Source organism: Variovorax sp. Sphag1AA (assembly GCF_014192575.1).
Lineage (GTDB): Bacteria > Pseudomonadota > Gammaproteobacteria > Burkholderiales > Burkholderiaceae_C > Variovorax.
On the sequence record NZ_JACHYC010000002.1, the window covers coordinates 298935 to 323806 of the forward strand.

The 24872-nt window shown below is 66.7% G+C and carries 23 protein-coding genes; 20 read left to right on the forward strand and 3 right to left on the reverse strand.

From position 1 onward, the window contains the following. Positions 1-56: 56 nt before the first annotated feature. Genes FHW64_RS07885 through FHW64_RS07895 form a run of 3 tightly spaced genes read left to right on the forward strand, consistent with a single transcriptional unit; the run spans position 57 to position 2670 of the window. Positions 57-1358 (forward strand): aromatic ring-hydroxylating dioxygenase subunit alpha, encoded by a 1302-nt coding sequence (locus tag FHW64_RS07885; protein WP_184524814.1) that lies wholly within the window; start codon positions 57-59, stop codon positions 1356-1358. Positions 1359-1368: 10 nt separating this feature from the next. After that, entirely contained in the window at positions 1369-2040 is a 672-nt protein-coding gene (locus FHW64_RS07890) for an aromatic-ring-hydroxylating dioxygenase subunit beta (protein WP_184524816.1), read from the forward strand. A 24-nt stretch (positions 2041-2064) separates the two neighbouring features. Beyond that, positions 2065-2670 carry a glutathione S-transferase gene (locus FHW64_RS07895; RefSeq protein ID WP_184524818.1) on the forward strand — a complete coding sequence of 202 codons (606 nt, stop codon included), beginning with the start codon at positions 2065-2067 and terminating at the stop codon, positions 2668-2670. A gap of 4 nt (positions 2671-2674) precedes the next feature. Here the strand turns inward: FHW64_RS07895 and FHW64_RS07900 are convergent, their stop codons facing one another. From FHW64_RS07900 to FHW64_RS07910, 3 genes are read right to left on the reverse strand one after another with little or no spacing between them, the layout of a single operon-like run. Beyond that, the gene (locus FHW64_RS07900) at positions 2675-3655 is read right to left on the reverse strand and encodes a tripartite tricarboxylate transporter substrate binding protein (protein ID WP_184524820.1); all 981 of its coding nucleotides are present in this window, start codon (positions 3653-3655) and stop codon (positions 2675-2677) included. 40 nt (positions 3656-3695) lie between these two features. Then, positions 3696-4850, reverse strand: a complete 1155-nt coding sequence (locus FHW64_RS07905) for a CaiB/BaiF CoA-transferase family protein (protein WP_184524822.1) — start codon at positions 4848-4850, stop codon at positions 3696-3698. Positions 4851-4878: 28 nt separating this feature from the next. Continuing rightward, positions 4879-5826, reverse strand: a complete 948-nt coding sequence (locus tag FHW64_RS07910) for a hydroxymethylglutaryl-CoA lyase (protein WP_184524824.1) — start codon at positions 5824-5826, stop codon at positions 4879-4881. Positions 5827-5914: 88 nt separating this feature from the next. Between FHW64_RS07910 and FHW64_RS07915 the strand changes: the two genes are divergently transcribed. The 17 genes from FHW64_RS07915 to FHW64_RS07995 all read left to right on the forward strand — a co-directional run bounded on the left by FHW64_RS07915 (position 5915) and on the right by FHW64_RS07995 (position 24871). Next, positions 5915-6844, forward strand: a complete 930-nt coding sequence (locus FHW64_RS07915; protein WP_184524826.1) for a LysR family transcriptional regulator — start codon at positions 5915-5917, stop codon at positions 6842-6844. Positions 6845-6894: 50 nt separating this feature from the next. Continuing rightward, positions 6895-7941: an AI-2E family transporter gene (locus FHW64_RS07920; RefSeq protein WP_184524828.1), complete on the forward strand. Its 1047-nt coding sequence runs from the start codon at positions 6895-6897 to the stop codon at positions 7939-7941. A gap of 93 nt (positions 7942-8034) precedes the next feature. Then, positions 8035-9345, forward strand: coding sequence for a M48 family metallopeptidase (locus FHW64_RS07925; protein ID WP_184524830.1), 1311 nt, complete (start codon positions 8035-8037; stop codon positions 9343-9345). A 181-nt stretch (positions 9346-9526) separates the two neighbouring features. Continuing rightward, positions 9527-10945 (forward strand): basic amino acid/polyamine antiporter, encoded by a 1419-nt coding sequence (locus FHW64_RS07930; protein ID WP_184524831.1) that lies wholly within the window; start codon positions 9527-9529, stop codon positions 10943-10945. A gap of 93 nt (positions 10946-11038) precedes the next feature. Continuing rightward, positions 11039-12229 carry an arginine deiminase gene (locus FHW64_RS07935; RefSeq protein ID WP_409350614.1) on the forward strand — a complete coding sequence of 397 codons (1191 nt, stop codon included), beginning with the start codon at positions 11039-11041 and terminating at the stop codon, positions 12227-12229. Between the two features lie 36 nt (positions 12230-12265). Next, positions 12266-13387 carry an efflux RND transporter periplasmic adaptor subunit gene (locus FHW64_RS07940; RefSeq protein ID WP_221210237.1) on the forward strand — a complete coding sequence of 374 codons (1122 nt, stop codon included), beginning with the start codon at positions 12266-12268 and terminating at the stop codon, positions 13385-13387. After that, entirely contained in the window at positions 13384-16464 is a 3081-nt protein-coding gene (locus FHW64_RS07945) for an efflux RND transporter permease subunit (RefSeq protein ID WP_184524835.1), read from the forward strand. Before FHW64_RS07940 ends, FHW64_RS07945 begins: the two co-directional genes overlap by 4 nt. An 18-nt stretch (positions 16465-16482) precedes the next feature. Beyond that, positions 16483-17100 carry a hypothetical protein gene (locus FHW64_RS07950; protein WP_221210238.1) on the forward strand — a complete coding sequence of 206 codons (618 nt, stop codon included), beginning with the start codon at positions 16483-16485 and terminating at the stop codon, positions 17098-17100. Continuing rightward, complete coding sequence (locus FHW64_RS07955) at positions 17097-17600, forward strand: Na+/H+ antiporter subunit E (RefSeq protein WP_184524837.1); 504 nt, start codon at positions 17097-17099, stop codon at positions 17598-17600. Before FHW64_RS07950 ends, FHW64_RS07955 begins: the two co-directional genes overlap by 4 nt. Before the next feature lie 3 nt (positions 17601-17603). Then, positions 17604-17897, forward strand: a complete 294-nt coding sequence (locus FHW64_RS07960; RefSeq protein ID WP_184524839.1) for a monovalent cation/H+ antiporter complex subunit F — start codon at positions 17604-17606, stop codon at positions 17895-17897. Next, positions 17894-18223 carry a monovalent cation/H(+) antiporter subunit G gene (locus tag FHW64_RS07965; RefSeq protein ID WP_221210239.1) on the forward strand — a complete coding sequence of 110 codons (330 nt, stop codon included), beginning with the start codon at positions 17894-17896 and terminating at the stop codon, positions 18221-18223. Before FHW64_RS07960 ends, FHW64_RS07965 begins: the two co-directional genes overlap by 4 nt. After that, positions 18220-19164, forward strand: a complete 945-nt coding sequence (locus FHW64_RS07970) for an MnhB domain-containing protein (protein ID WP_221210240.1) — start codon at positions 18220-18222, stop codon at positions 19162-19164. The genes FHW64_RS07965 and FHW64_RS07970 overlap by 4 nt, the downstream gene beginning before the upstream one ends. After that, positions 19161-19487 carry an NADH-quinone oxidoreductase subunit K gene (locus FHW64_RS07975; RefSeq protein WP_221210241.1) on the forward strand — a complete coding sequence of 109 codons (327 nt, stop codon included), beginning with the start codon at positions 19161-19163 and terminating at the stop codon, positions 19485-19487. The genes FHW64_RS07970 and FHW64_RS07975 overlap by 4 nt, the downstream gene beginning before the upstream one ends. Further along, the gene (locus tag FHW64_RS07980) at positions 19488-21017 is read left to right on the forward strand and encodes a proton-conducting transporter membrane subunit (RefSeq protein ID WP_221210242.1); all 1530 of its coding nucleotides are present in this window, start codon (positions 19488-19490) and stop codon (positions 21015-21017) included. It begins immediately after the preceding gene. Beyond that, positions 21014-22666, forward strand: a complete 1653-nt coding sequence (locus tag FHW64_RS07985) for a proton-conducting transporter membrane subunit (protein ID WP_184524842.1) — start codon at positions 21014-21016, stop codon at positions 22664-22666. Before FHW64_RS07980 ends, FHW64_RS07985 begins: the two co-directional genes overlap by 4 nt. Before the next feature lie 11 nt (positions 22667-22677). Then, positions 22678-24150: an efflux transporter outer membrane subunit gene (locus FHW64_RS07990; protein WP_184524844.1), complete on the forward strand. Its 1473-nt coding sequence runs from the start codon at positions 22678-22680 to the stop codon at positions 24148-24150. 100 nt (positions 24151-24250) lie between these two features. Beyond that, positions 24251-24871 (forward strand): hypothetical protein, encoded by a 621-nt coding sequence (locus FHW64_RS07995; RefSeq protein WP_184524846.1) that lies wholly within the window; start codon positions 24251-24253, stop codon positions 24869-24871. The last annotated feature ends 1 nt before the right edge of the window (position 24872 follow it).

Sequence of the window (24872 nt, forward strand, 5' to 3'; positions counted from 1 at the left end):
GCAAACTCCGTTCCGGGTCCGGCCCGGGACCCCCGGTACGACAAAGGACAGGCACGATGAAGAACTTCGATCTGGGCGCGCTGGTCGAGCCAGACCGCGTCCACAAGACCGTCTACACCGACCCGGCGATCTTCGATGCCGAGATGGAGAAGATCTGGGAGCGCACCTGGGTCTACTGCGGCCACGTCTCGCAGGTGCCCAATCCCGGCGACTACTACGCAGTGACCATCGGCAGGCAGCCGATGTTCATGGTGCGGCAGCCGGACGGTTCGGTGCGGGTGCTGCACAACCGCTGCCCGCATCGCGGGGTGCAGCTCGTGGGCAACCTCAAGGGCAACACCGGCAGCAGCATCGTGTGCTCCTACCACGCGTGGAGCTTCCATCTCGACGGCAGCGTGCGGGCGATCCCGCTTGCGCAGGGCTACGAAGGCACTCGCATGACGCGCGACAACCCGGACTGCGGCGTGAAGCACGCTGCGCGGGTGGACAGCTACCGGGGCTTCGTCTTCGCGAGCCTCGCGAAGGAGGGGCCGACGCTGCTGGAGTTCCTCGGCGAGGCGAAGGTCGCGTTCGACGACATGTGCGACCGCTCGCCGGTCGGCGAAGTGGAGGTGGTGCCGATCTGCCATCGCGTCATCCAGCATTCGAACTGGAAGTTCTTCATGGAGAACCAGCTCGACGCGCTGCATCCCTCGGTCACGCACCAGTCGACCGGCATTGCGGCGGGGCGCGTGGAGAAGCGCCTGAAAGCGCAGCAGGAGAAGGTGCCGCTCTACTACCACTACCTCTCGGCCTTCGCGTCGAGCTTCGAGCAGTGGGATTCGGTGCAGACCATCAACTTCCCGCACGGCCACGGCATCCTCAAGGCCTACATGGGGCTGCGTCCGCAGGACCCGGACACCCTTGCGCACGAGGCGCTGCTCAAGCAGGCCTATGGCGAAGAGCGCACGGAGGAATACCTGTCGCGCAGCATTCACCACGTTCTGGTCTATCCGTATCTCTCCGTGCAGTCGCCGCTGCAGCAGTTGCGGTGCCTGCGGCCGATCTCGCCGGACAAGACGCTCTCGGAGATCTGGCACTTCCGCCTGAAGGGTGCGCCCGAGGCGATCTACCGCCGCAGCCTCTGGTACTACAACCTCGTGAATTCGCCGGCCACGATGATCAATGCCGACGACCTCGAGAACTGGACCAAGGGCCAATGGGGACTGACGTCGAACGGCGGCGACTGGGTCAGCTTCCACCGCTACTTCGGCGACGACCGGGAGGAGGGCGGCGTGACCTACTCGAACCACGGCACCTCCGAAGCGGTGATGCGAAGCCAGTTCCGCGCATGGTCGACCTACATGTCGGCCGAGTGAGGGGAAGGTCATGACCGCAAGCAAGACGCCCTCCGCGATCCCCGACGCCGGCCCGGACTTCGAACACCTGCTTGCGCAGGACGTAGTGATCGAAGGCGGCCGCAGCGATGCGCCGACGGGCGCGCAGGCGCTGGCGCCCGACCACTCGCCGCGCGCACCCGTGCCCTTGGCCACCGATGTGCCGCGCGCCGGCCTCGTCGCCGGCAACGACCTGCAACGCGAGGTCGAGCAGTTGCTCTACCTGCAGGCCGAACTGCTCGACCGCAAGCTCTGGCAGGCGTGGATGGACCTGTTCGACGAACGCGGCATCTACTGGATGCCGGTCACGCCGGAGCAGACCGAGTGGGAAGGCTCGCCATCCATCTTTGCCGAGGACAAGCTGATGATGGAGATCCGCAAGGGCCGCGTCTCGCATCCCAATGCGTGGTCGCAGGCGCCGATGTGGGAGACGAATCACATCGTCGGCAATGTCGCGATCGAATCGGCGAACGGCGGGACCATCCAGGTTCGTTCGCGCTTCCAGATGATGGAGCTGCGCCGCGATGACGTGCGACACTTCGGCGGCACCTACCGGCACACGCTGGTGCGCGATGCCGGCGGCGCACTGCGCATCTCGCTGCAGCGGGTCGATCTCTTCAACGGGCAGGCGCCGTTCGACTACGTGTTGCAGATCTGGGTGTAGCGCGCTGAAACCCTGAAAGCCTTCATGCAGATCTACTTTTCTCAGTTCTCCCCGTACGTGCGCAAGTGCCTCGTCACCGCGCATGAACTCGGCCTCAACGATCGCGTGCGGCTGTTGCCGTCGAACGCCAACCCGGTCACGCGCGATCGCGAGATCATCGCGAAGAACCCGCTGGGCAAGGTGCCGACCTTCATCACCGACGATGGGTTGGTGCTCTATGACAGCCGGGTGATCTGCGAATACCTCAACGATCTTGCGAAGGGGAGCCTGTTCCCCGCGAGCGGCAACGACCGCTGGCGCACCCTGACGCTGCAGTCGCTCGGCGACGGCATCCTCGACGCTGCGCTGCTGGCCCGCTACGAGGACGTCGCGCGCCCCGAGAACCTGCGCTGGGCGGACTGGCGCGCGGGACAACTCGACAAGGCAACCACGTCGCTCGACCATCTCGAAGCCGAACCGGCGCTGCTCGGCGGCCCGCTCGACATCGGCATCATCGCGGTCGCCTGTGCGCTCTGGTATCTGGACGTGCGTTTCCCCGACTTCAACTGGCGCGCGGGTCGGCCGAAGGTCGCTGCCTGGTACGAGGAAGCGCGCAAGCGTCCTTCGCTGAGCGCGACCTGGGCGCTCTGATCGCTCAGTCCAGCGAGACGTTCGCCTTCTTCGCGAGTGCGGCGTAGCGCGCCGCCTCGCTGCGGAAGAACTTCGCGGCTTCTTCCGGCGAAGTGGGCTTGATCACATTGCCCTGCTTGTTCATCGCTTCGAGGACGTCGGGGCTCTCGAAGGCCTTCACGAAGGCATCGTGCACGCGCTTCGTGTCGGCGGGCGTCATCTTCGCGGGGCCGACGACGGCGAACCAGCCTTCGATGTCGTAGTCAGGCAGGCCCTGTTCCGCGATGGTCGGGATGTCCGGCGCGGCTGGTGAGCGCTTGGCGCCGCAGAGGCCGATCGCCTGCACTGCACCGCTCTTGAGGTGCTGCTGAATGGCCGGAAGCGCCACCACGCCGAACTGCACCTGGCCGCCGATCAGGTCCGTCACCATCGGGCCGGTCCCTTTGTACGGAATGTGGCGTGCCTTGACGTTTGCCTGATCGAGGAACAGCTCTGCAGCCAGATGGATCACCGTGCCGTTGCCTGACGAGGCGTAGTTGTATTCCTCGGGCTTCGCGCGCAGCAGTGCGATGAGCTCCTTGACGTTCTTCGCCGGCAGGCTCTTCGTCGCGACCAGCACCAGCGGCGTTGCGCCGATCACGCTGATCGGCGTGAAGTCGTTGACCGCGTCGAAAGGCATCTTCTTGTAGACCGCCGGGTTGATGACGTGGTTGTTCGAGAACAGGCCGAGCGTCAGTCCATCGGGTGTGGCCTTGGCAACGGCTGCGGCGCCGGTGATGCCGCCTGCTCCGGGCAGGTTGTCGATGATCACCGGCTGGCCCAGGGTCTTCGTCAGCGCCGGGGACGCGGCGCGCGCAATCACATCGACGCCCGAGCCTGCGCTGATCGGCAGGATGATGCGCACCGGTTTCTCCGGCTGCGCGAAAGCGGGAAGGGCGGCGCCAGCCAGTGTCGATGCAGCGAGTCCCAGCAGCGAGCGGCGAGAGATCGAAATCGTGGGGGTCATGTCTTGTCTCCGTGGTCTTGTGTTGTGTCTTCTGTCCGTGTCAGGCCGGCTGTCGTGCCGACGCGAGTCTCGAGAGGATTTCCTCGTTGTGCTCGCCGGGCTTCGGCAGCGGTGATCGCACGCCGGGCCTGCGGCCACCCATCAGCAGCGGCAGCAGCACGACATCGGTGACGCTGCCGTCTTCGGTCGTCATCGGTGCGAGACCGCCGCTGGCCTTCAGATGCGGGTCCTCGACCAGTTGCTCGGGTCGCATGATCGGCGCGTAGGGGATGCCTGCGGCTTCGAGCTTGGGCGTGAGTTCCTCGACGCGATGCTGAACGAGGATCTCGCCCAGCGTCGCAAGCAATGCGGGCCGCACCGCGACGCGCGATGCGTTGTCGACGAACTCCGGGCGCTGCAGCAGGTCGGTCCGCTCCAGCACCTGGCACAGCGTGTTGAACTGCTTGTCGCTCACTGCGCCGATGAAAAGCTGTTCGCCTTCTGCGAGCGTGAAGACGTCGTACACGCTCCAGGCCGACACGCGCGAGGGCATCGGCGGCGGCGGCTCGCCGGTCATCAGGAACTGCTGCATGTGCTGCGAACTCAGGAACACGCAGTTCTCGAACAGCGCGCTCTGCACTTCCTGGCCACGGCCCGTGGCGTCGCGCTCGCGCAGGGCCGCCAGCACACCGATCGCGCCGAACATGCCGCCCATGATGTCGTTGACCGAGGTGCCCGCGCGCAGGGGACGGCCCACCGGGCCGGTCATGTACGAGAGGCCGCCCATCATCTGTACCACCTCATCGAGCGCGAGGCGGTGTTCGTACGGGCCGGGCAGGAAGCCCTTGTGCGTGACGTAGATGAGGCGCGGGTACTTCTTCGACAGCGTCGCGTAGTCGAGGCCCAGCTTTTCCATCAGCCCGGGACGGAAGTTCTCCAGCACCACGTCGCAATCGCCGATCAGCTCCGTCGCAGTGGCGCGGCCTTCCTCGGTGGTGATGTCGAGCACCACGCTCTTCTTGTTGCGGTTGAACGATCTGAAGAAGCCGATGCCGAGCCCCGGCAGCTTGCGCGTCTTGTCGCCGCCGGGCGGCTCGATCTTGATGACTTCGGCGCCGAGGTCGGCCAGGATCATTCCGCAGGTCGGGCCCATGACCATGTGGGTGAATTCGACGACGCGGACGCCGGCCAGCGGCAGGGGAGATGTATCGCTCATGTGGATGCTCTGAAAGGTGGGGCGCGGCTCAAGCGGCCAGCGCTTGCGGGAAGGTCTTCGGCAGATGCGCCTGCCAGAGCGAACCGTGCAGCGTCTCGTTGGAAAGCCAGCCGGCGACGCGTTCGCGCAGCGCGAGAAGACGGCCGATGTCGATGCCGGTGTCGATGTGCATGCTGCCGAGCATGTAGGCAAGGTCCTCGGTGGACACATTGCCGCTTGCGCCCGGTGCATGCGGGCAGCCGCCGATGCCGGCGAGACAGGCGTCGAAGCGGCTTACGCCGACTTCCAGCGCGGCATAGACATTGGCCAGCCCGAGGCCGCGCGTGTCATGGAAGTGGCCGCACCAGAAACGATCGCCGGCGATCTTCATCGCTTCTTCGAACAGCTCCCGGACCATCGCCGGGTCGGCGTAGCCCACCGTGTCGGCGAGGCTCACGCGATCGGCGCCTGCGTCGAGCAAGGCCTGCATCAGCCGCAGCACCTCGGACTTGTCGACATGGCCCTGGATGGTGCAGCCGAAGGCGGTGCCGACGCCGCCTTCGATCAGCGTCCGTGACCCTCCAGAGTCGCGTGCGGCGCGGATGCGCGCCACTTCGGCGACCACCTCGTCGGGCGTCTTGCGCAGGTTCGCGAGGCTGTGTGCGTGGCTTGCGGAAAGCGGCACGATCATCAGGTCGGCTTCGGCCGCGATCGCGTTTTCGGCGCCGCGCAGATTCGGGACGAGCACGGAGACGAAGAGGTCGGGCAACGTCTTCGCGAAGGCGACGAGTTCCGCGGTGTCAGCGAGTTGCGGCAGCAGCCGCGCCGGCACGAAGGAGCCGACCTCGATCTCGCGCTGGCCGGCGGCATGCGCCGCGCGGATCCATTCGCGCTTGTGCTCGGTGGGGAGGATGGTCGCGATGCTTTGCAGGCCGTCGCGCAGGCCGACTTCGCGGATCACCGCGTGCGCCGGCAGGTGGGGGTGTCTCCTGGTCATGGGCGAACTTTAGAGATTCCCGGTCAATCGCTAAAGCGGTATTCTGGAACGCCAGACGTTCCGATCCGGAACGTCACAAAGGACCGCCATGCACGATCTCGACCTCACGACCCTGCGCCTCTTTGTCGCCGTGTGCGAAACGCGGAACATCGCGCGCGCCGCCGAGCAGCACCACATCGTGCCCTCGGCGGTGAGCAAGCGGATCGCGCAGCTCGAAGGCGTGGTGGGCAATGTGCTCGTCGAGCGCAAGCGCCGCGGCGTGGTGCCGACCGGCGCGGGCGAGATCCTGCTGGAACACGCGCGCGCGATGCTCGCGGGGCAGGACCGCGTCTCGCGCGACATGGCGGCCTATGGAAAGGGCATCAAGGGGCAGGTGCGGGTGCTGGCGTCGGTGTCGTCGATCGCGGAGTTCCTGCCGGACGACATCGCGGATTTCCTGCAGATGCCCGCGCATCGCGACATCCGGGTGGACATCGAGGAATCGCTCAGCCGCGACCTGGTGCGCAGCATTCGCGAAGGACTTGCGCCGGTGGGCGTGTGCTGGGATGCGGCCGACCTGGAGGGCCTGCAGACGCGCCTCTATCGCAACGACCACCTCGTCATCGTCGCGCACCCCGAGCATCCGATCGCACGCAGAAAGCGCTGTGCCTTCGAGGACACGCTGGACTTCGATCACGTCGGGCTTCCCGCCAACACGGCGGTGCACACCATGCTCGGGCGGGCGGCGGCCATCATCGGCAAGCCGCTGGGCTACCGCGCAGTGGTGTCGACCTTCGATGCGGCGCTGCGCTGCGTGCGCGCCAATCTCGGCATCGCGGTGGTGCCGCAGGAGGTCGCGCAGCCGATGGCGACAGCCTATGGATTGAAGGTGCTTGCGCTCACCGACCGCTGGGCGCGGCGGAGCTTCACGATCTGCTTCCATGACGAGCGCCAGCTGTCGCCTGCCGCGAAGCTGCTGGTGGCGCATCTGGAGGCCCGCGCAAAGAGCGGACGCCGGCGCGACATGCAACGCGCATAAGATCGGACGCCATCGCCGACCGACGAACAACCCGAGGAGCTGCGCCAAAGATGGATCACCGATTCCAAACCTTCGTGTATGGCACCGCCATTGCGCTGATGATCGGTTGGGTGTTCTACATCGGCCGCGATGTCTTCGTGCCGATCATGTTCAGCGTCTTCGTGGTGTACGTGATCCTCGGCATCGCACGGCTGATCCAGAGCATCCCGGTGGTGGGCCGCAAGCTGCCGCAGTGGGTCATCTCGCTGCTGTCGGTGTTCATCATCGCCTTCGGCCTGTGCATGGTGGTCTACACCATCATCGCCAACAAGGACAGCGTGATCGCACAGGCGCCGCGCTACCAGGAGTCGCTGCTCGCCGCGGTTCAGAAGGTGGCGGTGTGGCTGCGCTTCGAGTCGGAGCCCACCTGGACAACGCTGCGCCGTGACCTGTTTGCCCAGGTGAGCCTGCAGCGCATCGTGGGTTCGGCGCTGTCGTCGGTGTCATCGCTGGTGGCAACGTTCGTCGTTGTGGGGCTCTACGCTTGCTTCCTGCTGGTCGAGCGCGGCCACCTCGAAGCCAAGATCAACGCGATCGCCCAGAGCCCTCAGCACGCGCAGCGCATCAAGCAGGTCATCGCCGACATCAACGCGCGGGTCGGCGCCTATCTGGCGCTCAAGACGCTGCTGGGCGTGCTGCTCGGCGCATTGAGCTGGGTGATCATGCGCATCATGGGGCTGGAGTTCGCGCCGTTCTGGGCGGTGGTCATCGCGCTGCTGAACTACGTGCCCTACATCGGCTCGGTGCTGAGCGTGCTGCTGCCCGGCGCAATGGCGATGGCGCAGTTCGGAGACGCGAACCATGTGCTGTCGATCATGCTGTGGCTCACGGTGGTGCAGTTCGCGATCGGCAACTTCCTTGACCCCTACATCATGGGCAATTCGCTCAACCTGAGCCCCTTCGCGATCCTCGTGAGCCTCGCGGTATGGGTGGCGCTTTGGGGCGTGCCGGGTGCCTTCCTCGCGGTGCCGATCACCGCGATGCTGACGATCATCTTCTCGGAGTTTCCGGGCACGCGGCCCGTCGCTGTCCTGCTGTCGCAGAACGGCAAGCCGTAGCACGCTCTTCTTCGATCGCGTTGCGCGGGTTGCGCGCTGCGTGTTAAATGCAGCGCGTTGGGTGGTGTCGTAAGGCACGAGGAGACATTCGAGATGATCGAAATCCGTACCGTGCACGCGCTGGTCGTGTCGTCCGCGTTGTTCGCGAGCGTTGCCTTTGCGGCAGACCCGGACATCGCTCGCGCGCAGGAACTCGTGCGCAGCGGCAAGTACCAGGACGCCTACAGCCTGCTTTCCCCATTCGAGAGTGCCAGCGCGAGCGACGCCGATTTCAGCTACCTGCTGGGCCGGGCGGCGCTCGGCACGCAGCAGCCGGAGAAGGCCAAGGCGCTCTTCCAACGCAGTCTTGCCGCACGGCCGGACTATGTGCCCGCGCACCTCGGGCTTGGTCGGGCCTACTTTGCGCTCGGCGAGTACGCGGACGCGAAGATCGAGTTCGAGACCGTGCTGCGCTTCGAGAACCTGCCGCCGGATGTGCGCTCGCAGGCGGAGGTCTACGACCAGGCGGCGCGGCAGTCGCTGGACGACGGCAGGCCGCTGTCGGGCTTCGGCTATGCGGAGACGGGCATCGGACAGTACCGGGTGAACAACACCGTCGGCACGAACGCGCTGGGTGGCGGTGATCGTCGCGACACCTTCTACAACGCACGCGGGGGCGGTGGCTTCAACTACGCACTGCAGAACGGCTATGCGGTCGATGGCACGCTGGACTTGCGGTATCGCTACTACGACAACTCGGACAGCCGCAGCGACCAGGACCTTCGATGGCGGCTCGCGGGCAGCAAGGCGCTCGGCGAGAACAACCTCTCCGCAGGCTTCAGGGGACGCACCAGCTACCGCGGCGATGGCAACTACCGCAACGACGTGTCGATCTTCACCGACTACCGGATGCGCTACGACCCGGATAACCAGTTCACCTTCGGTGGCGACATCCGGCGGCGCAGGTACCCCGAAGGCCGCGAGCGTGATCTGAGCCGGACCACTGCGCTGCTGTCTGCCGGCTGGGTGAATTCGTTCATGGATGGCAAGGGCAGCTTCTCGCTCACCGGTCATGCGGGGCGCAACTACGCGACCAGCCGGCCCGATGGCGATTCCAATGTGTTCGGCGCCACTGCCGCGCTGGACTTCACCGTCAGCAAGACCTTGAGCTGGGGTGGCTTCGTCTGGTGGGAGCGCGATCTCTACGCCTCGGACAACATTCACTTTCATCCGGACACAGTCGATAACACCGTGTTCCTCCGGCGGCGCGACAACCTCTACGAAGTCGGTGCCTATCTGGTGTGGGAGTTCATTCCCACATGGAGCCTGCGGCCCGAACTGCTGTGGATCCGCGACCAGAGCAATTCGATCGGCTTCAACTACAGCTCGACCGAGTTCTGGTTGAACGTGCGCAAGAGCTTCTAGCGCGCGTCGAGTCATCGACACGTCATTCGCGCGTCATGCAGGCGCGCGTGCAATGGTGGCCGAATGGCCTATCTCTGCTGATCTCGTGCTGGCTTGACAAGCTTTCACCCCGGTCCGATGCTCAGCCGCGATCAGTCATCGGCTGTGCCTCCTCATAACAACGCAACGGAGCGAGGATTCAATGGCAACAGAACAGAAGATGTCCCGCATGCAGCTCACCGCGATGGTGGTGGGCGGGATGGTGGGCGCGGGGATTTTTTCGCTGCCGCGCACCTTCGCCGGTGCGACGGGGCCGCTGGGTGCGGTCATTGCGTGGATCATCGCGGGCACCGGCATGTACATGCTCGCGCGCGTGTTCCAGGCGCTGGCCGAGCGCAAGCCCGACCTGGACGCGGGCGTGTTTGCCTATGCCAAGGCGGGCTTTGGCGACTACCCGGGCTTCCTGTCGGCCTTCGGCTACTGGATCAGCAGCTGCATCGGCAACGTCTCGTACTGGGTGCTGATCAAGTCCACCCTGGGGGCGTTCTTCCCGGTCTTTGGTGACGGCAACACCGTGGTGGCCATCGTCGTGGCCTCCATCGGCATCTGGCTGTTCCACTTCATGATCCTGAAGGGCGTGCAGCAGGCGGCGTTCATCAACACGGTGGTCACCTTCGCCAAGATCATCCCGATCCTGGTGTTCATCGTGATCCTGATCTTTGCCTTCAGGGTCGACCTCTTCAGCGCCAACCTGTACGGAGGCGACCTCACGGGCAACATCTTCGAGCAGGTGCGCGCGACGATGCTGGTGACCGTGTTCGTCTTCATCGGCATCGAGGGGGCGAGCGTGTATTCGCGCTACGCCAAGGAGCGCTCCGATGTCGGCAAGGCCACCATCATGGGCTTCATCGGTGTCACGGGCCTGATGGTGCTGGTGACCATGCTGCCCTACGCGGTGCTGCAGCGCGCGGACATCGCCGGCATGCGCCAGCCCTCGATGGCGGCGGTGCTGGAGGCGGTGGTGGGGCACTGGGGTGCGGTCTTCGTGAGCGTGGGGCTGATCGTCTCGGTGCTGGGGGCGTATCTGGCCTGGTCGCTGATCTGCGCCGAAGTGATGTTCACGGCGGCCAAGACGCGCGACATGCCGGCGGTCTTTGCGCGCGAGAACGCCAACAAGGTGCCGGCCAATGCGCTGTGGCTGACCAACATCATCGTGCAGCTGATCGTCATCACGACCTACTGGTCGCGCGATGCGTTCGCGCTGATGCTGAACCTGACGAGTGCGATGTCGCTGATCCCGTATCTCTTCGTGGCGGCCTATGGCGTACTGCTGTCCAAGCGCGGCGAGAGCTACCAGGTGCGCCCGCAGGAGCGTGGGCGGGACTTGTTCATCGCGGCGGTGGCGGCGCTGTACACCATCTTCATGATCTGGGCGGGCGGGCTGAAGTTCATCCTGCTGGCCGCCATCCTGTACGCCCCCGGCACGGTTCTGTACGTGTGGGCGCGGCGCGAGCAGGGCAAGCAGGTTTTCAAGCCGATCGACTGGCTCATCCTTCTCGTCGTCGTCATCGGCGCGGTCGTCGGCATCTACGGCCTGGCAACGGGCCTCATCACCATCTGACAGGAGACATACATGGCCAAATCTAGTGCGGCGAGCGACACCAAGACCCCAGCTCTCGGCGTTCACTCCGAAGTCGGGCAACTGCGCAAGGTCATGGTGTGCGCCCCCGGGCGCGCGCATCAGCGACTGACGCCGAGCAACTGCGACGAGCTGCTCTTCGACGACGTGCTGTGGGTAGAGAACGCCAAGCGCGATCATTTCGACTTCGTCACCAAGATGCGCGACCGCGGCGTCGAAGTCGTGGAGATGCACAACCTGCTGGCAGAGACGGTAGCGGTGCCCGAAGGCAAGAAGTGGATCCTCGACAACCAGGTGGTGCCCAATCAGGTGGGCCTGGGCTTTATCGACGAGCTGCGCAGTTACCTCGAAGGTCTGAGCAATCGCGACCTGGCCGAGACGCTGATCGGCGGCCTCTCGACGCATGACTTCCCTGAGTCCCATGGCGGCCAGGCGCTCAAGGTCGCGAAGGAAGCCGCGGGCGGTACCGAGTACCTGCTGCCGCCGTTGCCCAACACGCTCTACACCCGCGACACCACCTGCTGGATCTATGGCGGCGTGACGCTGAACCCGCTCTACTGGCCCGCGCGGCACGAGGAAACCATCCTCACCACCTCCATCTACAAGTTCCATCCCGACTTCGCCGGCAAGGTCAATGTGTGGTGGGGCGACCCGACGCAGGACCATGGCCTCGCCACGCTGGAAGGCGGCGACGTGATGCCGATTGGCAAGGGCGTCGTGCTCATCGGCATGAGCGAGCGCACGTCGCGGCAAGCGATCAGCCAGCTGGCCGCCACGCTGTTCAAGAAGGGCGCGGCGAAGCGCGTGATCGTCGCGGCCATGCCCAAGATACGTGCGGCGATGCACCTCGACACCGTCTTCACCTTCGCCGACCGCGACTGCGTGCTGCTCGCGCCGGACTTCATGAACAAGACCACCACCTTCTCTTACTACCCCAGTGAGCATCCGAGCGGTGTCGAGCTGCGCAACGAGAAGAAGCCCTTCGTCGACGTGGTCACCGAAGCGCTGGGCCTGAAGAAGATGCGCGTCGTGGAAGCCGGCGGCAGCGACTACCAGCGCGAGCGCACCCAGTGGGACAGCGGCGCGAACCTGGTGTGCGCATCGCCGGGCGTGGTTTATGCGTATGACCGCAACACGTACACCAATACGTTGCTGCGCAAGCAGGGCATCGAAGTGATCACCATCGTGGGCGCCGAGCTCGGACGAGGCCGCGGCGGTGGCCACTGCATGACCTGCCCGATCATCCGCGACGCCGTGGACTACTAAGTCGCCCGATCAACCAACGAGAGAGGACGAGTGCCCGTGCCTGAAAAACTTGCCAGCCAGCATTCCGGGTATCTGCCCAGGGTCACGGCGCTCGTCGCGCTCGCCGCGCTCGCCGCGGTTGTTTCGCTCTCGGCCTGCAGGCGCGCCGAGGAGGCACCGGCCGCCGAGATCCGTCCGGTCCGCGTGATGAAGATCGAGACGCGCGCGATCGGCGACGTCGTCACCTTGACCGGCAACGTGCAGGCACAGACGGAGATCAACCAGTCGTTCCGCATCGATGGGCGCCTGATTGAGCGCAGTGTCGATATCGGCGACCGCGTGAAGCAGGGCCAGTTGCTGGCCCGGCTCGATCCTTTGAACGAAGAGACGGCACTGCAGGCGTCCCGTGCGCAACTGGCTGCGGCGCAAGCGCAGAACGTCGAGGCGCGTACCAACCACACGCGGTTGCGCGATCTGCTCGCCGAGAACGCGGTCTCGCGCGCTTCCTTCGACCAGGCCGACTCGTTGCTGAAGGTCACGCAGTCGCAGGTCGAGACCGCGCAGTCGCAGGTGACGCTTGCGCAGAACCGCCTGAACTACACGCGGCTGTATGCGGATGCGAACGGCGTAGTGACCGCTCGTGGCCCCGAAGCCGGCGAAGTGGTGCAGGCCGGCCGCATGGTCGTGCAGGTCGCGCGCGAGGGTGCGCGTGACGCGGTGTTCGACGTGCCGGCGCAGGTCAAGAACAGCACGGCGACGAACCCAGAGATCACTGTCTCGCTGACCGATGACCCGAAGGTCACCGCGAAGGGGCAGGTGCGCGAGGTATCGCCGCGCGCCGATCCGGTGACCGGCACCTTCAACGTGCGCGTGCGGCTCATCGATGCGCCGGCGGCGATGCGCCTCGGCACCACCGTGACCGGACGCATGAAACTCGACAGTTCGCCCGCGATCGACATTCCCGCCGCCGCACTCAATCGCTCGGGCAACAGCGCCTCGGTGTGGGTCGTCGATGCGAAGACGGGCGTCATCGCGGCGCGTCCGATCGAGGTGCGCGCCTTCGACGCCGCGCGCGTTCAGGTCACCTCCGGGCTGTCGCCCGGTGATCTCGTCGTGACGGCCGGCGTGCAGGCGCTGCGCCCCGGCCAGAAGGTCCGCATCCTCGAGGCTACCCAGTGATCGGCCCGAACCTGTCGGAATGGGCGCTCTCGAAGCGCTCGCTGGTGCTGTTCCTGATGATCATCGCGGTGGTCGCGGGGACGCTGTCGTTCCTGCGGCTCGGGCGTGCGGAAGATCCGGCATTCACCTTCCGGACCATGATCGTCGCGGCCGGCTGGCCCGGCGCGACGGTCGACGAAACGCTGGAGCAGGTCACCGAGCGCCTGGAGCGCACGCTGCAGGAGACGCGCCATCTCGATCGCGTGCGCAGCTACACCGTCGCAGGCCAGACCACGATCTTCGTCGACCTCAAGCAGTCCACGCCGCCGGGCGAGATCCCCGACATCTGGTACCAGGTGCGAAAGAACATCGGCGACATGCGGCAGACGCTGCCGCAGGGCGTGGTCGGCCCGTTCTTCAACGACGACTTCGGCGACACCTTCGGGATCATCTACGCCTTCACTTCCGACGGCTTCAACTTCCGTGAGCTGCGCGACTATGTCGAAGCGGCGCGCTCGCGCCTGCTGCAGGTGCCGGACGTCTCGAAGATCGAGGTGCTCGGCGCGCAGGACGAGCAGATCTTCATCGAGTTCTCCACGGAGCGCCTCGCCGGCTTGCGGCTGGACTACCCGAGCATCATCAATGCGCTGCGGGCGCAGAACGTGATTCGCCCCGCGGGCACGATCCAGACCGACCAGGAGCGTGTCTTCATGCGCGTGAGCGGCGCCTTCGATTCCGAGCGCGACATCGAAGCCGTCACGCTGGTGCTCGGCAACCGAATGATCCGCGTCGGCGATATCGCCACCGTGCGACGCGGCTTCGTCGACCCGCCGCAGCCGATGTTCCGCGTCAACGGCAAGCCGGCCATCGGCCTGGCCATCGCGATGCGCGAGGCGGGGGACATCCTTGCGCTCGGCGCCAACATCAAGAAGGAGATGGCGGACTTCACCGCGAACCTGCCGCACGGCATCGAGCCCACGCTGGTCGCCGATCAGGCGGTGACGGTGGACGTGGCGATCAACGACTTCATGTCGTCGCTGTGGCAGGCGATCATCATCATCCTGGTGTGCAGCTTCGTGAGCCTGGGCGTGCGGCCTGGCATGGTCGTGGCGCTGTCGATTCCGCTCACGCTGGCGATCGTGTTCGCGCTGATGGACATCCTGCACATCGACCTGCACCGGATCTCGCTCGGCGCGCTGATCATCGCGCTCACGCTGCTGGTGGACGACGCGATGACCACGGTCGACGCGATGATCAACCGCCTCGCGGCCGGCGACACCAAGGACCAGGCCGCGACCTTCGCCTACAAGACGCTCGCGGCGCCGATGCTGATCGGCACGCTGGTCACCATCTCCAGCTTCGTGCCGATCGGCTTCGCGCGCAGTTCGGCGGGCGAATACACCTTCTCGATCTTCAGCGTGGTGGCGCTGGCACTGCTGGTGTCGTGGCTCGGCGCGGTGATCTTCTCGCCGCTGGTGGGCAAGGCGATCCTGAAGGCACCGAAGGCGGATGCGCCGGCCGCCAAGCCGAGCAAGGTCACGGCGATCTACGGCCGCTTCCTCGAAGGGGCGATCCGCGCGAAGTGGATCACCTTCGCGGTGACGATCGCGGCCTTCGTGGCGACCTTGTTCCTGGTGCGCTTCGTGCCGCAGCAGTTCTTCCCGGCGTCTGATCGGCCGGAGCTCACGGTGGACATGACGCTGCGGCAGAACGCATCGATCCATGCCACGGAAGCGCAGGCCGAGCGCCTGGAACAGTTCCTCAAGAGCGATCCGGACGTGGATCACTTCAGCACCTACGTGGGCCGTGGCGCGATCCGCTTCATCCTCACGCTGAACGTGCAGCTCGCGAACCCGTTCTTCACGCAGTTCGTGATCGTCGCCAAGGACGTCGACGCCCGCGAGCGGCTGCAGCTCAAGCTCGAGAAGGTGCTGGCGGAGCAGTTCCCGGACGTGGTCGCGCGCGTGTCGCCGCTCGAGCTCGGCCCGCCGGTCGGATGGCCGCTGCAGTACCGCGTGAGCGGCCCTGACGCGAACGAGGTCCGCAAGTACTCGCTCGACCTGGCCGGCGTGCTCGGCTCCGACTCACGCGTGCGGCACGTCAACTTCGACTGGATGGAGCCTGCGCGGCAGGTCAAGATCCGCATCAACCAGGAAGAGGCACGGCAGCTCGGCGTGAGCTCCGCGGCGCTCGCGGGCATTCTCAACTCCGCGATCACCGGATCGGTCATCACGCAGGTGCGCGACGACATCTACCTGGTCAACGTGGTGGCCCGCGCCACCGACCAGCAGCGGGTGTCGTTCCAGACCCTGAGTTCGCTGCAGGTGCCCACGCCCGCCGGCCGCAATGTGCCGCTGAGCCAGTTCGCCAGCTTCGACGAAGAGCAGGAGCTTCCGCTGATCTGGCGTCGCAACCGGGTGCCGACGCTGACCGTGCGCGCGGACGTGACCCATGGCGTGCTGCCGGACACGGTGGTGGTGGCCATGGCCGACCGCATCAAGGAATTCAACGCCAAGCTGCCCAAGGGCTACAAGGTCGCGACCGGCGGCCTGTTCGAGGAAAGCGCGGTGTCGAGCGACTCGGTCTTCGCGGTGGTGCCGCTGATGATCGTCCTCATGCTCTTCTGCGTGATGTTGCTGCTCGTGAGCTTCAGGCGGCTGGCGATGGTGGTGGTGATCCTTCCGCTGGGGCTGATCGGCGTGGTGCTTTCGCTGCTCATCTTCAACCGGCCGCTGGGCTTCGTCGCGATCCTCGGCATCCTGGCGCTGATCGGGATGATCGCGAAGAACGCGGTGATCCTCGTGGTGCAGATCGAGACCTACCGCAGTGAAGGCCACAGCGTGTTCGACGCGGTGATGATGTCCGGCACCTCGCGGCTGCGACCGATGATGCTGACCTCGATCTCCACGGTGCTGGGCCTGATCCCCATCGCACCCACTGTCTTCTGGGGTTCGATGGCCTTCGCGATCATGGGCGGCCTGCTGGTGGCGACGCTGCTGACGCTGGTGCTGCTGCCCACGATGTACGTGGCGGTGTTCGGCAAGGAAGACCAGGTGCCGCCCGGGGAGGGCGCGCGACCGGCGATCGACGCCGCCTGAGCGCAAGGAGGCATTGCCTTGACGCTGAACCATGCCTTCGCACCACCCACCGCGCGAGTCGCCGATGGACACGCGGCGGCCGGGCCGCGCGAGGTGCTCGATCTGCATGTCGCGGAGTTGCGGCAGCTCTTCAACTCGATGGACCCGGCGCCCTTCCGGGAGCGTGACCTAGATCCCGAGGCGGAGGCCTACATCGTCGACTGGGCACGCGAACTCAAGGGACGACCGCCGCTGTCGCTGCGCGTGCACATCGACAGCGCCGCCATCCGGCCGGAAGACACGGCGTTGGCGCGCGAGGCCATTGGCGAGTATTTCCGCCGCCGGGCGCAGGCCACCAAGAGCCGCTTGCAGCAACTCTTCAGGGTCGGGCGCGTCAGCCTGCTCATTGGCTTGTCGTTCCTTGCCGTTGCGCTGGGCATCAGCGAAGTGGTGGCCTCGCTGTTCGAGAAGTCGCGTTTCGCAAGGCTGGTGCAGGAAAGCCTGGTGATCGGGGGCTGGGTGGCGTTGTGGCGGCCGATGGAAATCTTTCTCTACGACTGGTGGCCGATCCGCAGTGAGGTGCGTCTGTACGAGCGTCTCGGCGCCATCGAGGTCAGCCTGTTGTCCAGGGCGATGGAAGGGCGCCCCGCCCCATGAAGGCGCCAGCCGCAACGGTCGCCCGCACCGTCCTGAGCCGGGCGGCGCTGTTCTTTGGTCTCTGGCTGGTGCTATTGCCGAGCCTCAAGCCTGCCGACCTCGCGGTCGGCCTGCTCGCGACGGCGGCTGCGACCTGGACCAGTGCACGCCTGATGCCGCCTGAAGTGGGCTACGTGCGATTGCTGCCGCTGCTGGCCTTCGTGCCGCACTTCCTGTGGCAATCGGTGATGGCCGGCGTGGATGTGGCGCGCCGCGCGATGTCGCCGCGCATGCCGCTGAAGCCGGGCTTCGTCACCTGCCCGGTTGGCCTGCCGCCGGGGCTGGCCCGCAACGACTTCGTCTCGATCATGAGCCTCATGCCGGGCTCGGTGCCCGTGGGCGAGTCGCAGGACGCGGTGGTCTATCACTGCCTGGACACCGACCAGCCGCTCGCGCAGACGATGGCGAAGGAAGAGCAACTGCTCATGAGCGCGCTCGTCGTGGTGGAACCGGGCGGGTGAACCATGGATGACTTCCTCCTCAGCGCCTGTGCCTTCGTGCTCCTGATGGTGGCGGTGAGCCTCGTGGTGGTGCTGCGCGGCCCGGGGAGCGTGGAACGCATGATGGCGGCGATGCTCTTCTGCACCGGCGGGATCGCGAGCCTGCTGCTGCTGGGCACGATCCACGGCATGGAGATCGTCATCAACGTGGTGCTCACGCTGGCGGTGCTGGCGCCTTTCGCGACCATCGCATTCGTGCGGGCCGGCTCGGTGCTGGTGCGCGACGAGTCCTCTCCGGATGCGGGAGGAAAGCCATGATGCGCACGATCGCCGACATCTTCACCGTCGTGGCTGTTTGCGCTGGCGCGTTCTTCTTCCTCGCCGGCACCGCGGGGTTGCTGCGCTTTCCAGATGCCTACACCCGGCTGCACGCGCTGACCAAGGCGGACAACCTCGGCATCGGCCTGATCGTGCTTGGGCTTCTGCCGCAAGCGGGCAGCGTGAGCCTCGCGCTCAAGCTGATCGCGATCTGGTTCCTGGTGCTGCTCGCATCGGCCACCGCGTCGCAGATGATCGCGCGCGCGATTCGCGAGACAGAAGAGAAGAGCGGTGCGCCCGCGCAAGGCCCGGGGGAAGCACCATGATGGGCGTCCTGCTGAACGTCGCGCTCGTGCTGCTGTTCATTGGACTCGCAGGGTGGACGGTCTTCGCGCGCGACACCTTCGCGTCGGTCGCCGGTTTCATTCCCTACGGCCTGCTGCTGACCGCGGTGTGGCTCCGGCTGGTCGCGGTCGACGTCGCGATCACCGAGGCTGCGATCGGCGCCGGCCTGACCGGTGCGCTGCTGGTGGGCGCGGCCGCGCGCCTGCGTGCCACCGAGGCGAAGGTGAATCGCGCGCGGCCCGGCGTCACGACACGAATGCTCGCGGCCATTGCCTCCATCGTGGTCGCAGGAATCGTCGCAGTCTGCGTGCTACTGCTGCCCGATGCCACGCCGACGCTCGCGCCGGCCGTGATGGAGAACATCCACACCACCGGCGTCGGCAATCCGATCACGGCCGTACTGCTGTCCTTCCGGGCGATGGACACGCTGCTCGAAGCGATCGTGCTGGCCTTCGGCCTGCTGGGCGTCTGGTCACTTGCCCCCGACCGTGCCTGGGGCGGCCGTCCGAGCCTGCAGCCGATCGCCGCGCCCAACAGCATCCTTGCGCACTTCGCGCGCATGCTGCCGCCGATCGGCATCGTGATCGGCATCTACATCCTCTGGTACGGCGCGGACCACCCGGGCGGCAAGTTCCAGGGCGCCACGATCCTCGCGGCGATGTGGCTGCTCGCGATGATGGCGGGGCTGGCCGACGTGCCACGCGTCGGGCGCATTGCGCTGCGCTTCTGGCTGGTGGCGGGGCCGCTGGTGTTCATCGCCGTCGGCTTCGCGGGTGCGGTGCTGGCGGACGCATTCCTTGCCTATCCGGAAGGCCGCGCCAAGCTCTGGATCGTCGCGATCGAGTTCGCGCTGATGCCTTCGCTCGCACTCACACTCGGGCTCCTGCTGGCCGGCGCGCCACACAGGGCATTGCAGAAATGATGGACCCGACCACGCTCTTCGGGCTCTGCGCGGCGGTGCTGATCGGGCTCGGCCTCTATGGCTTCATCGTCAACCCGCAGCCGCTGCGCAAGATCATCGCGTTCAACCTGATCGGCAACGGCGTGTTCCTCATCTGCGCGGTCATTGCGCGGCGGGGCACCGCGGCGGGGCTGGGCGGGGATCCGGTGCCGCAGGCCTTGCTCATCACCGCGATCGTGGTGGCCTTCGCCGCATCGGCCCTGGCGGTGGCGCTGCTGCTGCGGCTGTACGAGGAGACCGGCGATGCCGCATTGACGACCGAGTCGTCCGCGGGGGATCACTAGGTGCCCGTGGCCGATGCGATGAACACGACCACGCCCGGCGGCCTGCTGCTGGTGCTGTCGGTGCTTTTGCCCTTCGTCGGCACGATGCTGGGCTTCGTGCTCGGCGGGCGAAACGCCCAGCGCGTCGCGTTGATCACCTTGCTGCTCGGGCTTTGCGTCGCGCTCGGCATTGCCGATGCGGTCGTGGGTTCCGGCCAGCCCGTGGTGTATCTGCTGGGCGGCTGGACGCCGCCACTCGGCGTGGCGCTGCGCGCCGATGGGCTGTCGGTGGTGATGATCATCGCGATCGCGGTGGTGATCGGTGTCATCGGCATCTATGCCTGCGGCGACTTCGGCACGCCCGATGGCGTGCACGAGGCACGGGCGCCCTACACCTTCTGGCTGCTGCTCCTCGCGGTGTGGGGTTCGCTCAACCTGGTGTTCGTGAGCGGCGATGTGTTCACGCTCTATGTCGCGCTTGAATTGCTCACCTTCGCGGGCGTGCCGCTGGTGAGTCTCGACGGGCGTGGAGAGACCCTGCAGGCGGCGTTGCGCTATCTGCTCTTCGCGCTGCTCGGGTCGATGTTCTACCTGCTCGGCGTCTTCCTGCTTTACGGCGCCTACGGCACGCTCGACATCGCATTGCTTGCCCAGGGCATCCGCGCCGAGCCGATCACCTGGACTGCCGCGGTGCTGATGACGGTCGGCTTGCTCGCGAAGACCGCGCTCTTCCCGCTGCACCTGTGGTTGCCGCCCGCGCATGCCGGCGCGCCAGCCGCAGCGAGCGCGGTCCTGTCGGCGCTGGTCATCAAGGGCGGATGGTTCCTGGTCGTGCGCCTGTGGCTCGATGTGTTCGCCGACATCGTCACCCTGCCTTCGGCGCAATTGCTCGCCGCATTGGGTGCGGCGGCGATCCTGGTCGGCAACGTGGTCGCGCTGCGGCAGGTGCGGCTCAAGCTGCTGATCGCCTATTCGACGGTGGCGCAGATCGGCTACCTGTTCCTCATGTTCCCGCTGGTCGCGGGCCTGGAAGCCGCGCAGATCGACAGCGCGCCGGCGATCAACGGCGGCATGCTGCAGGCCATCTCGCACGCCACCGCGAAGGCCGCGATGTTCATGGCCGCAGGACTGATCTATTCGACGCTCGGGCACGACCGCGTGGCCGATCTCCGCGGCGCAGGACGTGCGTTGCCGATGACGTTGGTGGCCTTCGCGCTCGGCGGTGCGTCGCTGATCGGCCTGCCGCCTTCGGGTGGCTTTCTCGCGAAATGGCTGCTGCTGTCGTCCGCGATCGCGACTGCGCAGTGGTGGTGGGCGCTGGTGATGCTCGCCGGCGGCCTGCTCACCAGTGCCTACGTGTTCATCGTGGTGGTGCGCGCGATGGCACCTGCCGAACCCGGCTGGATGCCGAAGAAGGTGGTGCCGCGCTACCAGCAGGTTGCGGTGCTGGTGCTTGCGCTGTGCTCGTTCCTGCTAGGCGTCGCGGCGCTGTGCCCCATCGATGTGGCGATGATCGGCCGGCCGCTGCTGGTGTGGGTGGAGGGACCATGATCGCCGCGAGTGCCCTGTTTGCGATCCTGCTCAGTGTGGGCGTGATGGTGCCGCTCGCGATCGGCTTGCCGCTGGTGCTGCTCGTCGCCTGTGCCTCGAAGCGGCTGCGCCGCCACATGCCGCGCGTCTTCGCGATCGCGCCGGTGCCTGCCTTGCTCGCCGCGCTGTTCGACGCCGACGCGGGCAGCTTCGAACTGGGCAACGATCTGTTTTCGCTGAGCTTCTCGCTCGACGCGCCCGGCGCGATGCTGCTTGGCGTGGCGGCGCTGCTGTGGATCCTGTCGGGCCTCTATGCGGCGCGCTTCCTGCGCGACCAGCCCGAGCCCGACGGCTTCATCGTCTGCTGGTTGATGACCTTGACCGGCTGCGTCGGTGTGTTCCTCGCGGCGGACGTCATCGGCTTCTACTTCCTGCTCGCGGTGCTGAGCGTGGGTGCGAGCGGCCTCGTGCTGCAGGGCCAGGGGCCGGACGCGATGCGTGCCGGCGCGCTGTACCTCGCGCTCGCGCTGCTGGCGGAGGCCTTCCTGCTCGCGGGCCTGATCCTCATGGTGAATGCGACACCCGACGGCAGCCTGCTGATCCGCGACGCGGTCGCAGCGTTGCCCGATTCGCCGACGCGCAATCTCACCGTGACCTTGCTGCTCATCGGGCTCGGCATGAAAGCCGGTCTCGTGCCGCTGCATTTCTGGATGCCGCTCGCCTACACCGCCGCGCCGATTCCGGCTGCGGCAGTGATGAGCGGCGCGGTGGTCAAGGCGAGCGTGATCGCACTGGTGCGCTTCCTGCCGCTCGAGGTCGCGATGCCGGACTTCGGCCATGCACTCGCGGTGGTCGGTCTCTTCGGTGCGCTCTACGGCGTGCTGGTCGGCATCACGCAACTCAACCCGAAGACGGTGCTCGCGTATTCGAGCGTGAGCCAGATGGGGTTCGTCGTCGCGGTGATCGGGATGGGGCTCGCGGCAGGCGATGCCGCGACACCGATGGCCGCTGCGTTCTACGCGACGCATCACCTGCTGGTGAAGGGCTCGCTTTTCCTCGCGGTGGGCGTCGTCGCGCTCACCGGCCGGCGACACCTGTGGCCGATGCTCATCCCGGCCGCGGTCATCGCGCTCGGGCTCGGTGGGTTGCCGCTGACGGGCGGATCGCTCGCCAAGTACGCGGCGAAGGACCTGCTCGGCAGTGGGCTCGCGGGCACGGTGGCCGTCGTGTCGTCGGTCGCCTCGACGCTGCTGATGATCCACTTCACCCGCCGCCTCGCCGAGAACAGCGCGAGCAATGCAGACGCACGCGCTCCTGGCACGCTCGTCTTCGCGTGGATCGCCATGGCGCTGGCATCGCTGGTCATTCCATGGCTGCTTTATGTGGACTTCCCGATCGAAGAATTGCCGAAGGCGCTTGCCCCGGCGGCACTCTGGGATGCGCTGTGGCCGGTGCTGGTCGGCGCGGTGCTCGCTTTCCTGCTCGACCGCCTCCGCAGCGTGCCGCGCATTCCCGCCGGCGATGTCGGCATCGCGCTGGGTGGCCTCAAGGGCGTGGCCCTTGCGGCAGGCGCGGGGCTCGAACACGCCGACACCTTCCTGCGGCGCTGGGCAGTGGCCTGCGTCGTGATGCTCGTGGTCTCGCTGCTTTTCGTCTGGGCTCTTCTCTGATGTCTGATCCGATGTCCCACTCCACACTCCTTCCCGCGCGTACGCGCATCCGGACGAGCACGGTGGCCGCGCTGGCCGCCCTGGCCGTCGCACTCGGCGGCTGCACCGTCGGCCCCGACTACAAGCGCCCCGAGGTGCAGGCGCCCGCCGCATGGCGCATCGACTATTCGACCGCCGCCGACGTGGCGAACACCAAATGGTGGGAGCAGTTCGGCGACCCGGTGCTCAACGAACTCGTCGAAACCGCGCTGCGCGACAACCTCGACGTGCGCGTTGCGGCAGCGCGGATCGACCAGTTCATCGGCACGCTGGGCTCGGTGCGCTCGCAGTTCTACCCACAGCTGGCTTACAGCGGTGCGGCGAGCCGCAGCCGTGCGAGCCGCGTCGGGCAGCCTCCGGTGCCGGAGCCGGCCGATCCGTACTTCACGCTCTACCAGGCGGCGCTCGGCGCGAGCTGGCAGATCGATCTCTTCGGCCGTGTGCGGCGGCTCAGCGAAGCCGCGCAGTCGCAGGTCTATGCCAGCGAGCAGGCACAGCGCGGCGTGGTACTCACGCTCGTGTCGGGCGTCGCCACGAGCTACATCACGCTGCGCGGGCTCGACCGGCAGCGCGAGATCGCAGTGGCGACCGCGGGCAACTTCGGCGAGACGGCGCGCATCTTCGATTTGCGCTTCAAGTCCGGCATCGTCTCGAAGACCGAAGTAACGCAGGTGCGTTCGCAATGGCAGCAGGCGCTCGCGTCGATCCCGGTGATCGAGCAGCAGATCGCCGCGGTGGAAGGGCGCATCTCGATCCTCCTCGGGCGCGACCCGGGACCGATCCCGCGCGGCAAGACCATCGACCAGCTGGTCGCGCCGCTGATCCCGGAGGGTCTGCCGTCGAGCCTGCTCGAACGCCGGCCCGACATCCTGCAGGCGGAGCAGAACCTCGTCGCAGCCAACGCCAGCATTGGCGCGGCGAAGGCGCTGTACTACCCGAGCATCTCGCTGACGGGCCTCTACGGCTCCACCAGCACCGCGGCGGGCAGCTTCCTGACCGGTCCTGCGACCGCATGGCAGGCCGCCGCGAGCCTGACCGGGCCGATCTTCACCTTCGGCGCGATCGAAGGGCAGGTCCGCTCCGCCGAAGCGCAGAAGGCGCAGGCCGAGCTTGTCTATCAGTCGACCATCCTCAACGCCTTCCGCGACACGAACGACGCATTGATCGGCACACAGAAGACCATCGAGGGTGCTGCGCTGCAGCGCGAGCGAGTGATCGCTTTGCGCGAGTTCGCCCGGCTGTCGCGGCTCAAGTTCGAAAGCGGCCTGATCGGCTATCTCGAAGTGCTGGTGGCCGACACCGAGCTTTTCGCGGCCGAACTCGCACAGGTCGGGCTGATGACCGACCGCTACACCCAAGTGGTCAACGTCTACCAGGCGATGGGCGGGGGCTGGGTGGATGTCGCCGACTCGATGACGCCACGGCCGGTGGGGTCCGTCAAATAGACGCTCAAAAGTAGCACTCAAGTTTTCCTGCGGACGGCCGATAGCCCTTGTGCGGCAGGCGCTCGCGGATTCCGGCGAGCCTGCCTCGTGAGGAGCGGGTGTGAGTTTGGGAATCGGAATCGCGGGCGCCGGGGTGCATGCGGCGCTATCGGGCTTCAATGCCTTCGAAGTGCTGGCGACCGCAGGGCCCCTGGCGGGGTTGATCGCTGTCGTGCACGTGCGCACGCGGCGACAACGCCAGCGCATGCTGATGGCCGAAGCGGCGTGCCGCGCCACCCGGACGGTCTTCGTCGACGTGCCGGGCACGGGCGTGAACGGGCCTGATTCCGTCAGCTTCGAGCTCACGCCGCAGCTGCTTGGATGGCTTTCGGCGGCCCAGAGCGGCGCGTTGGCCGGCATGGACACGCCCGACGCCGTGATGCTCGCGTTCGACGTCGGCGCCACCTGGCTCGGGCCGGAGGGCGATGTGCAGCCGCACAGCCAGCTCGTCGCGACGCGCGAGCGCTTCTATGTCCGCTGGGTCGAAACCCGCTGCCACAGTGCGGACATCTCCCTGCAGGCGATGCTTGACGCGCACAGGAGCCTGCCGGAGGGCGAGCCGCTGCATTGCGCGATGGACGGCAAGTTCCGGACTGCGCCGCCACGCCGGCTGCGTGCGCCTTCCATGCCGGTGGCCCCGAAGACCTTCTACTGGGTGCGCGCCGGCGGCGGCGAGCAGTGAC

Excerpts from the sequence above, each read along its gene's own strand:
- FHW64_RS07965 (WP_221210239.1), top strand. The coding sequence starts at position 17,894 with ATGATGCGCACGATCGCCGACATCTTCACCGTCGTGGCTGTTTGCGCT.
- FHW64_RS07985 (WP_184524842.1), top strand. The coding sequence starts at position 21,014 with ATGATCGCCGCGAGTGCCCTGTTTGCGATCCTGCTCAGTGTGGGCGTG.
- FHW64_RS07910 (WP_184524824.1), bottom strand. The coding sequence starts at position 5,826 with ATGACCAGGAGACACCCCCACCTGCCGGCGCACGCGGTGATCCGCGAA.
- FHW64_RS07890 (WP_184524816.1), top strand. The coding sequence starts at position 1,369 with ATGACCGCAAGCAAGACGCCCTCCGCGATCCCCGACGCCGGCCCGGAC.
- FHW64_RS07915 (WP_184524826.1), top strand. The coding sequence starts at position 5,915 with ATGCACGATCTCGACCTCACGACCCTGCGCCTCTTTGTCGCCGTGTGC.
- FHW64_RS07930 (WP_184524831.1), top strand. The coding sequence starts at position 9,527 with ATGGCAACAGAACAGAAGATGTCCCGCATGCAGCTCACCGCGATGGTG.
- FHW64_RS07990 (WP_184524844.1), top strand. The coding sequence starts at position 22,678 with ATGTCCCACTCCACACTCCTTCCCGCGCGTACGCGCATCCGGACGAGC.
- FHW64_RS07935 (WP_409350614.1), top strand. The coding sequence starts at position 11,039 with ATGGTGTGCGCCCCCGGGCGCGCGCATCAGCGACTGACGCCGAGCAAC.
- FHW64_RS07975 (WP_221210241.1), top strand. The coding sequence starts at position 19,161 with ATGATGGACCCGACCACGCTCTTCGGGCTCTGCGCGGCGGTGCTGATC.
- FHW64_RS07905 (WP_184524822.1), bottom strand. The coding sequence starts at position 4,850 with ATGAGCGATACATCTCCCCTGCCGCTGGCCGGCGTCCGCGTCGTCGAA.
- FHW64_RS07900 (WP_184524820.1), bottom strand. The coding sequence starts at position 3,655 with ATGACCCCCACGATTTCGATCTCTCGCCGCTCGCTGCTGGGACTCGCT.
- FHW64_RS07885 (WP_184524814.1), top strand. The coding sequence starts at position 57 with ATGAAGAACTTCGATCTGGGCGCGCTGGTCGAGCCAGACCGCGTCCAC.
- FHW64_RS07895 (WP_184524818.1), top strand. The coding sequence starts at position 2,065 with ATGCAGATCTACTTTTCTCAGTTCTCCCCGTACGTGCGCAAGTGCCTC.
- FHW64_RS07970 (WP_221210240.1), top strand. The coding sequence starts at position 18,220 with ATGATGGGCGTCCTGCTGAACGTCGCGCTCGTGCTGCTGTTCATTGGA.
- FHW64_RS07925 (WP_184524830.1), top strand. The coding sequence starts at position 8,035 with ATGATCGAAATCCGTACCGTGCACGCGCTGGTCGTGTCGTCCGCGTTG.
- FHW64_RS07955 (WP_184524837.1), top strand. The coding sequence starts at position 17,097 with ATGAAGGCGCCAGCCGCAACGGTCGCCCGCACCGTCCTGAGCCGGGCG.
- FHW64_RS07920 (WP_184524828.1), top strand. The coding sequence starts at position 6,895 with ATGGATCACCGATTCCAAACCTTCGTGTATGGCACCGCCATTGCGCTG.
- FHW64_RS07960 (WP_184524839.1), top strand. The coding sequence starts at position 17,604 with ATGGATGACTTCCTCCTCAGCGCCTGTGCCTTCGTGCTCCTGATGGTG.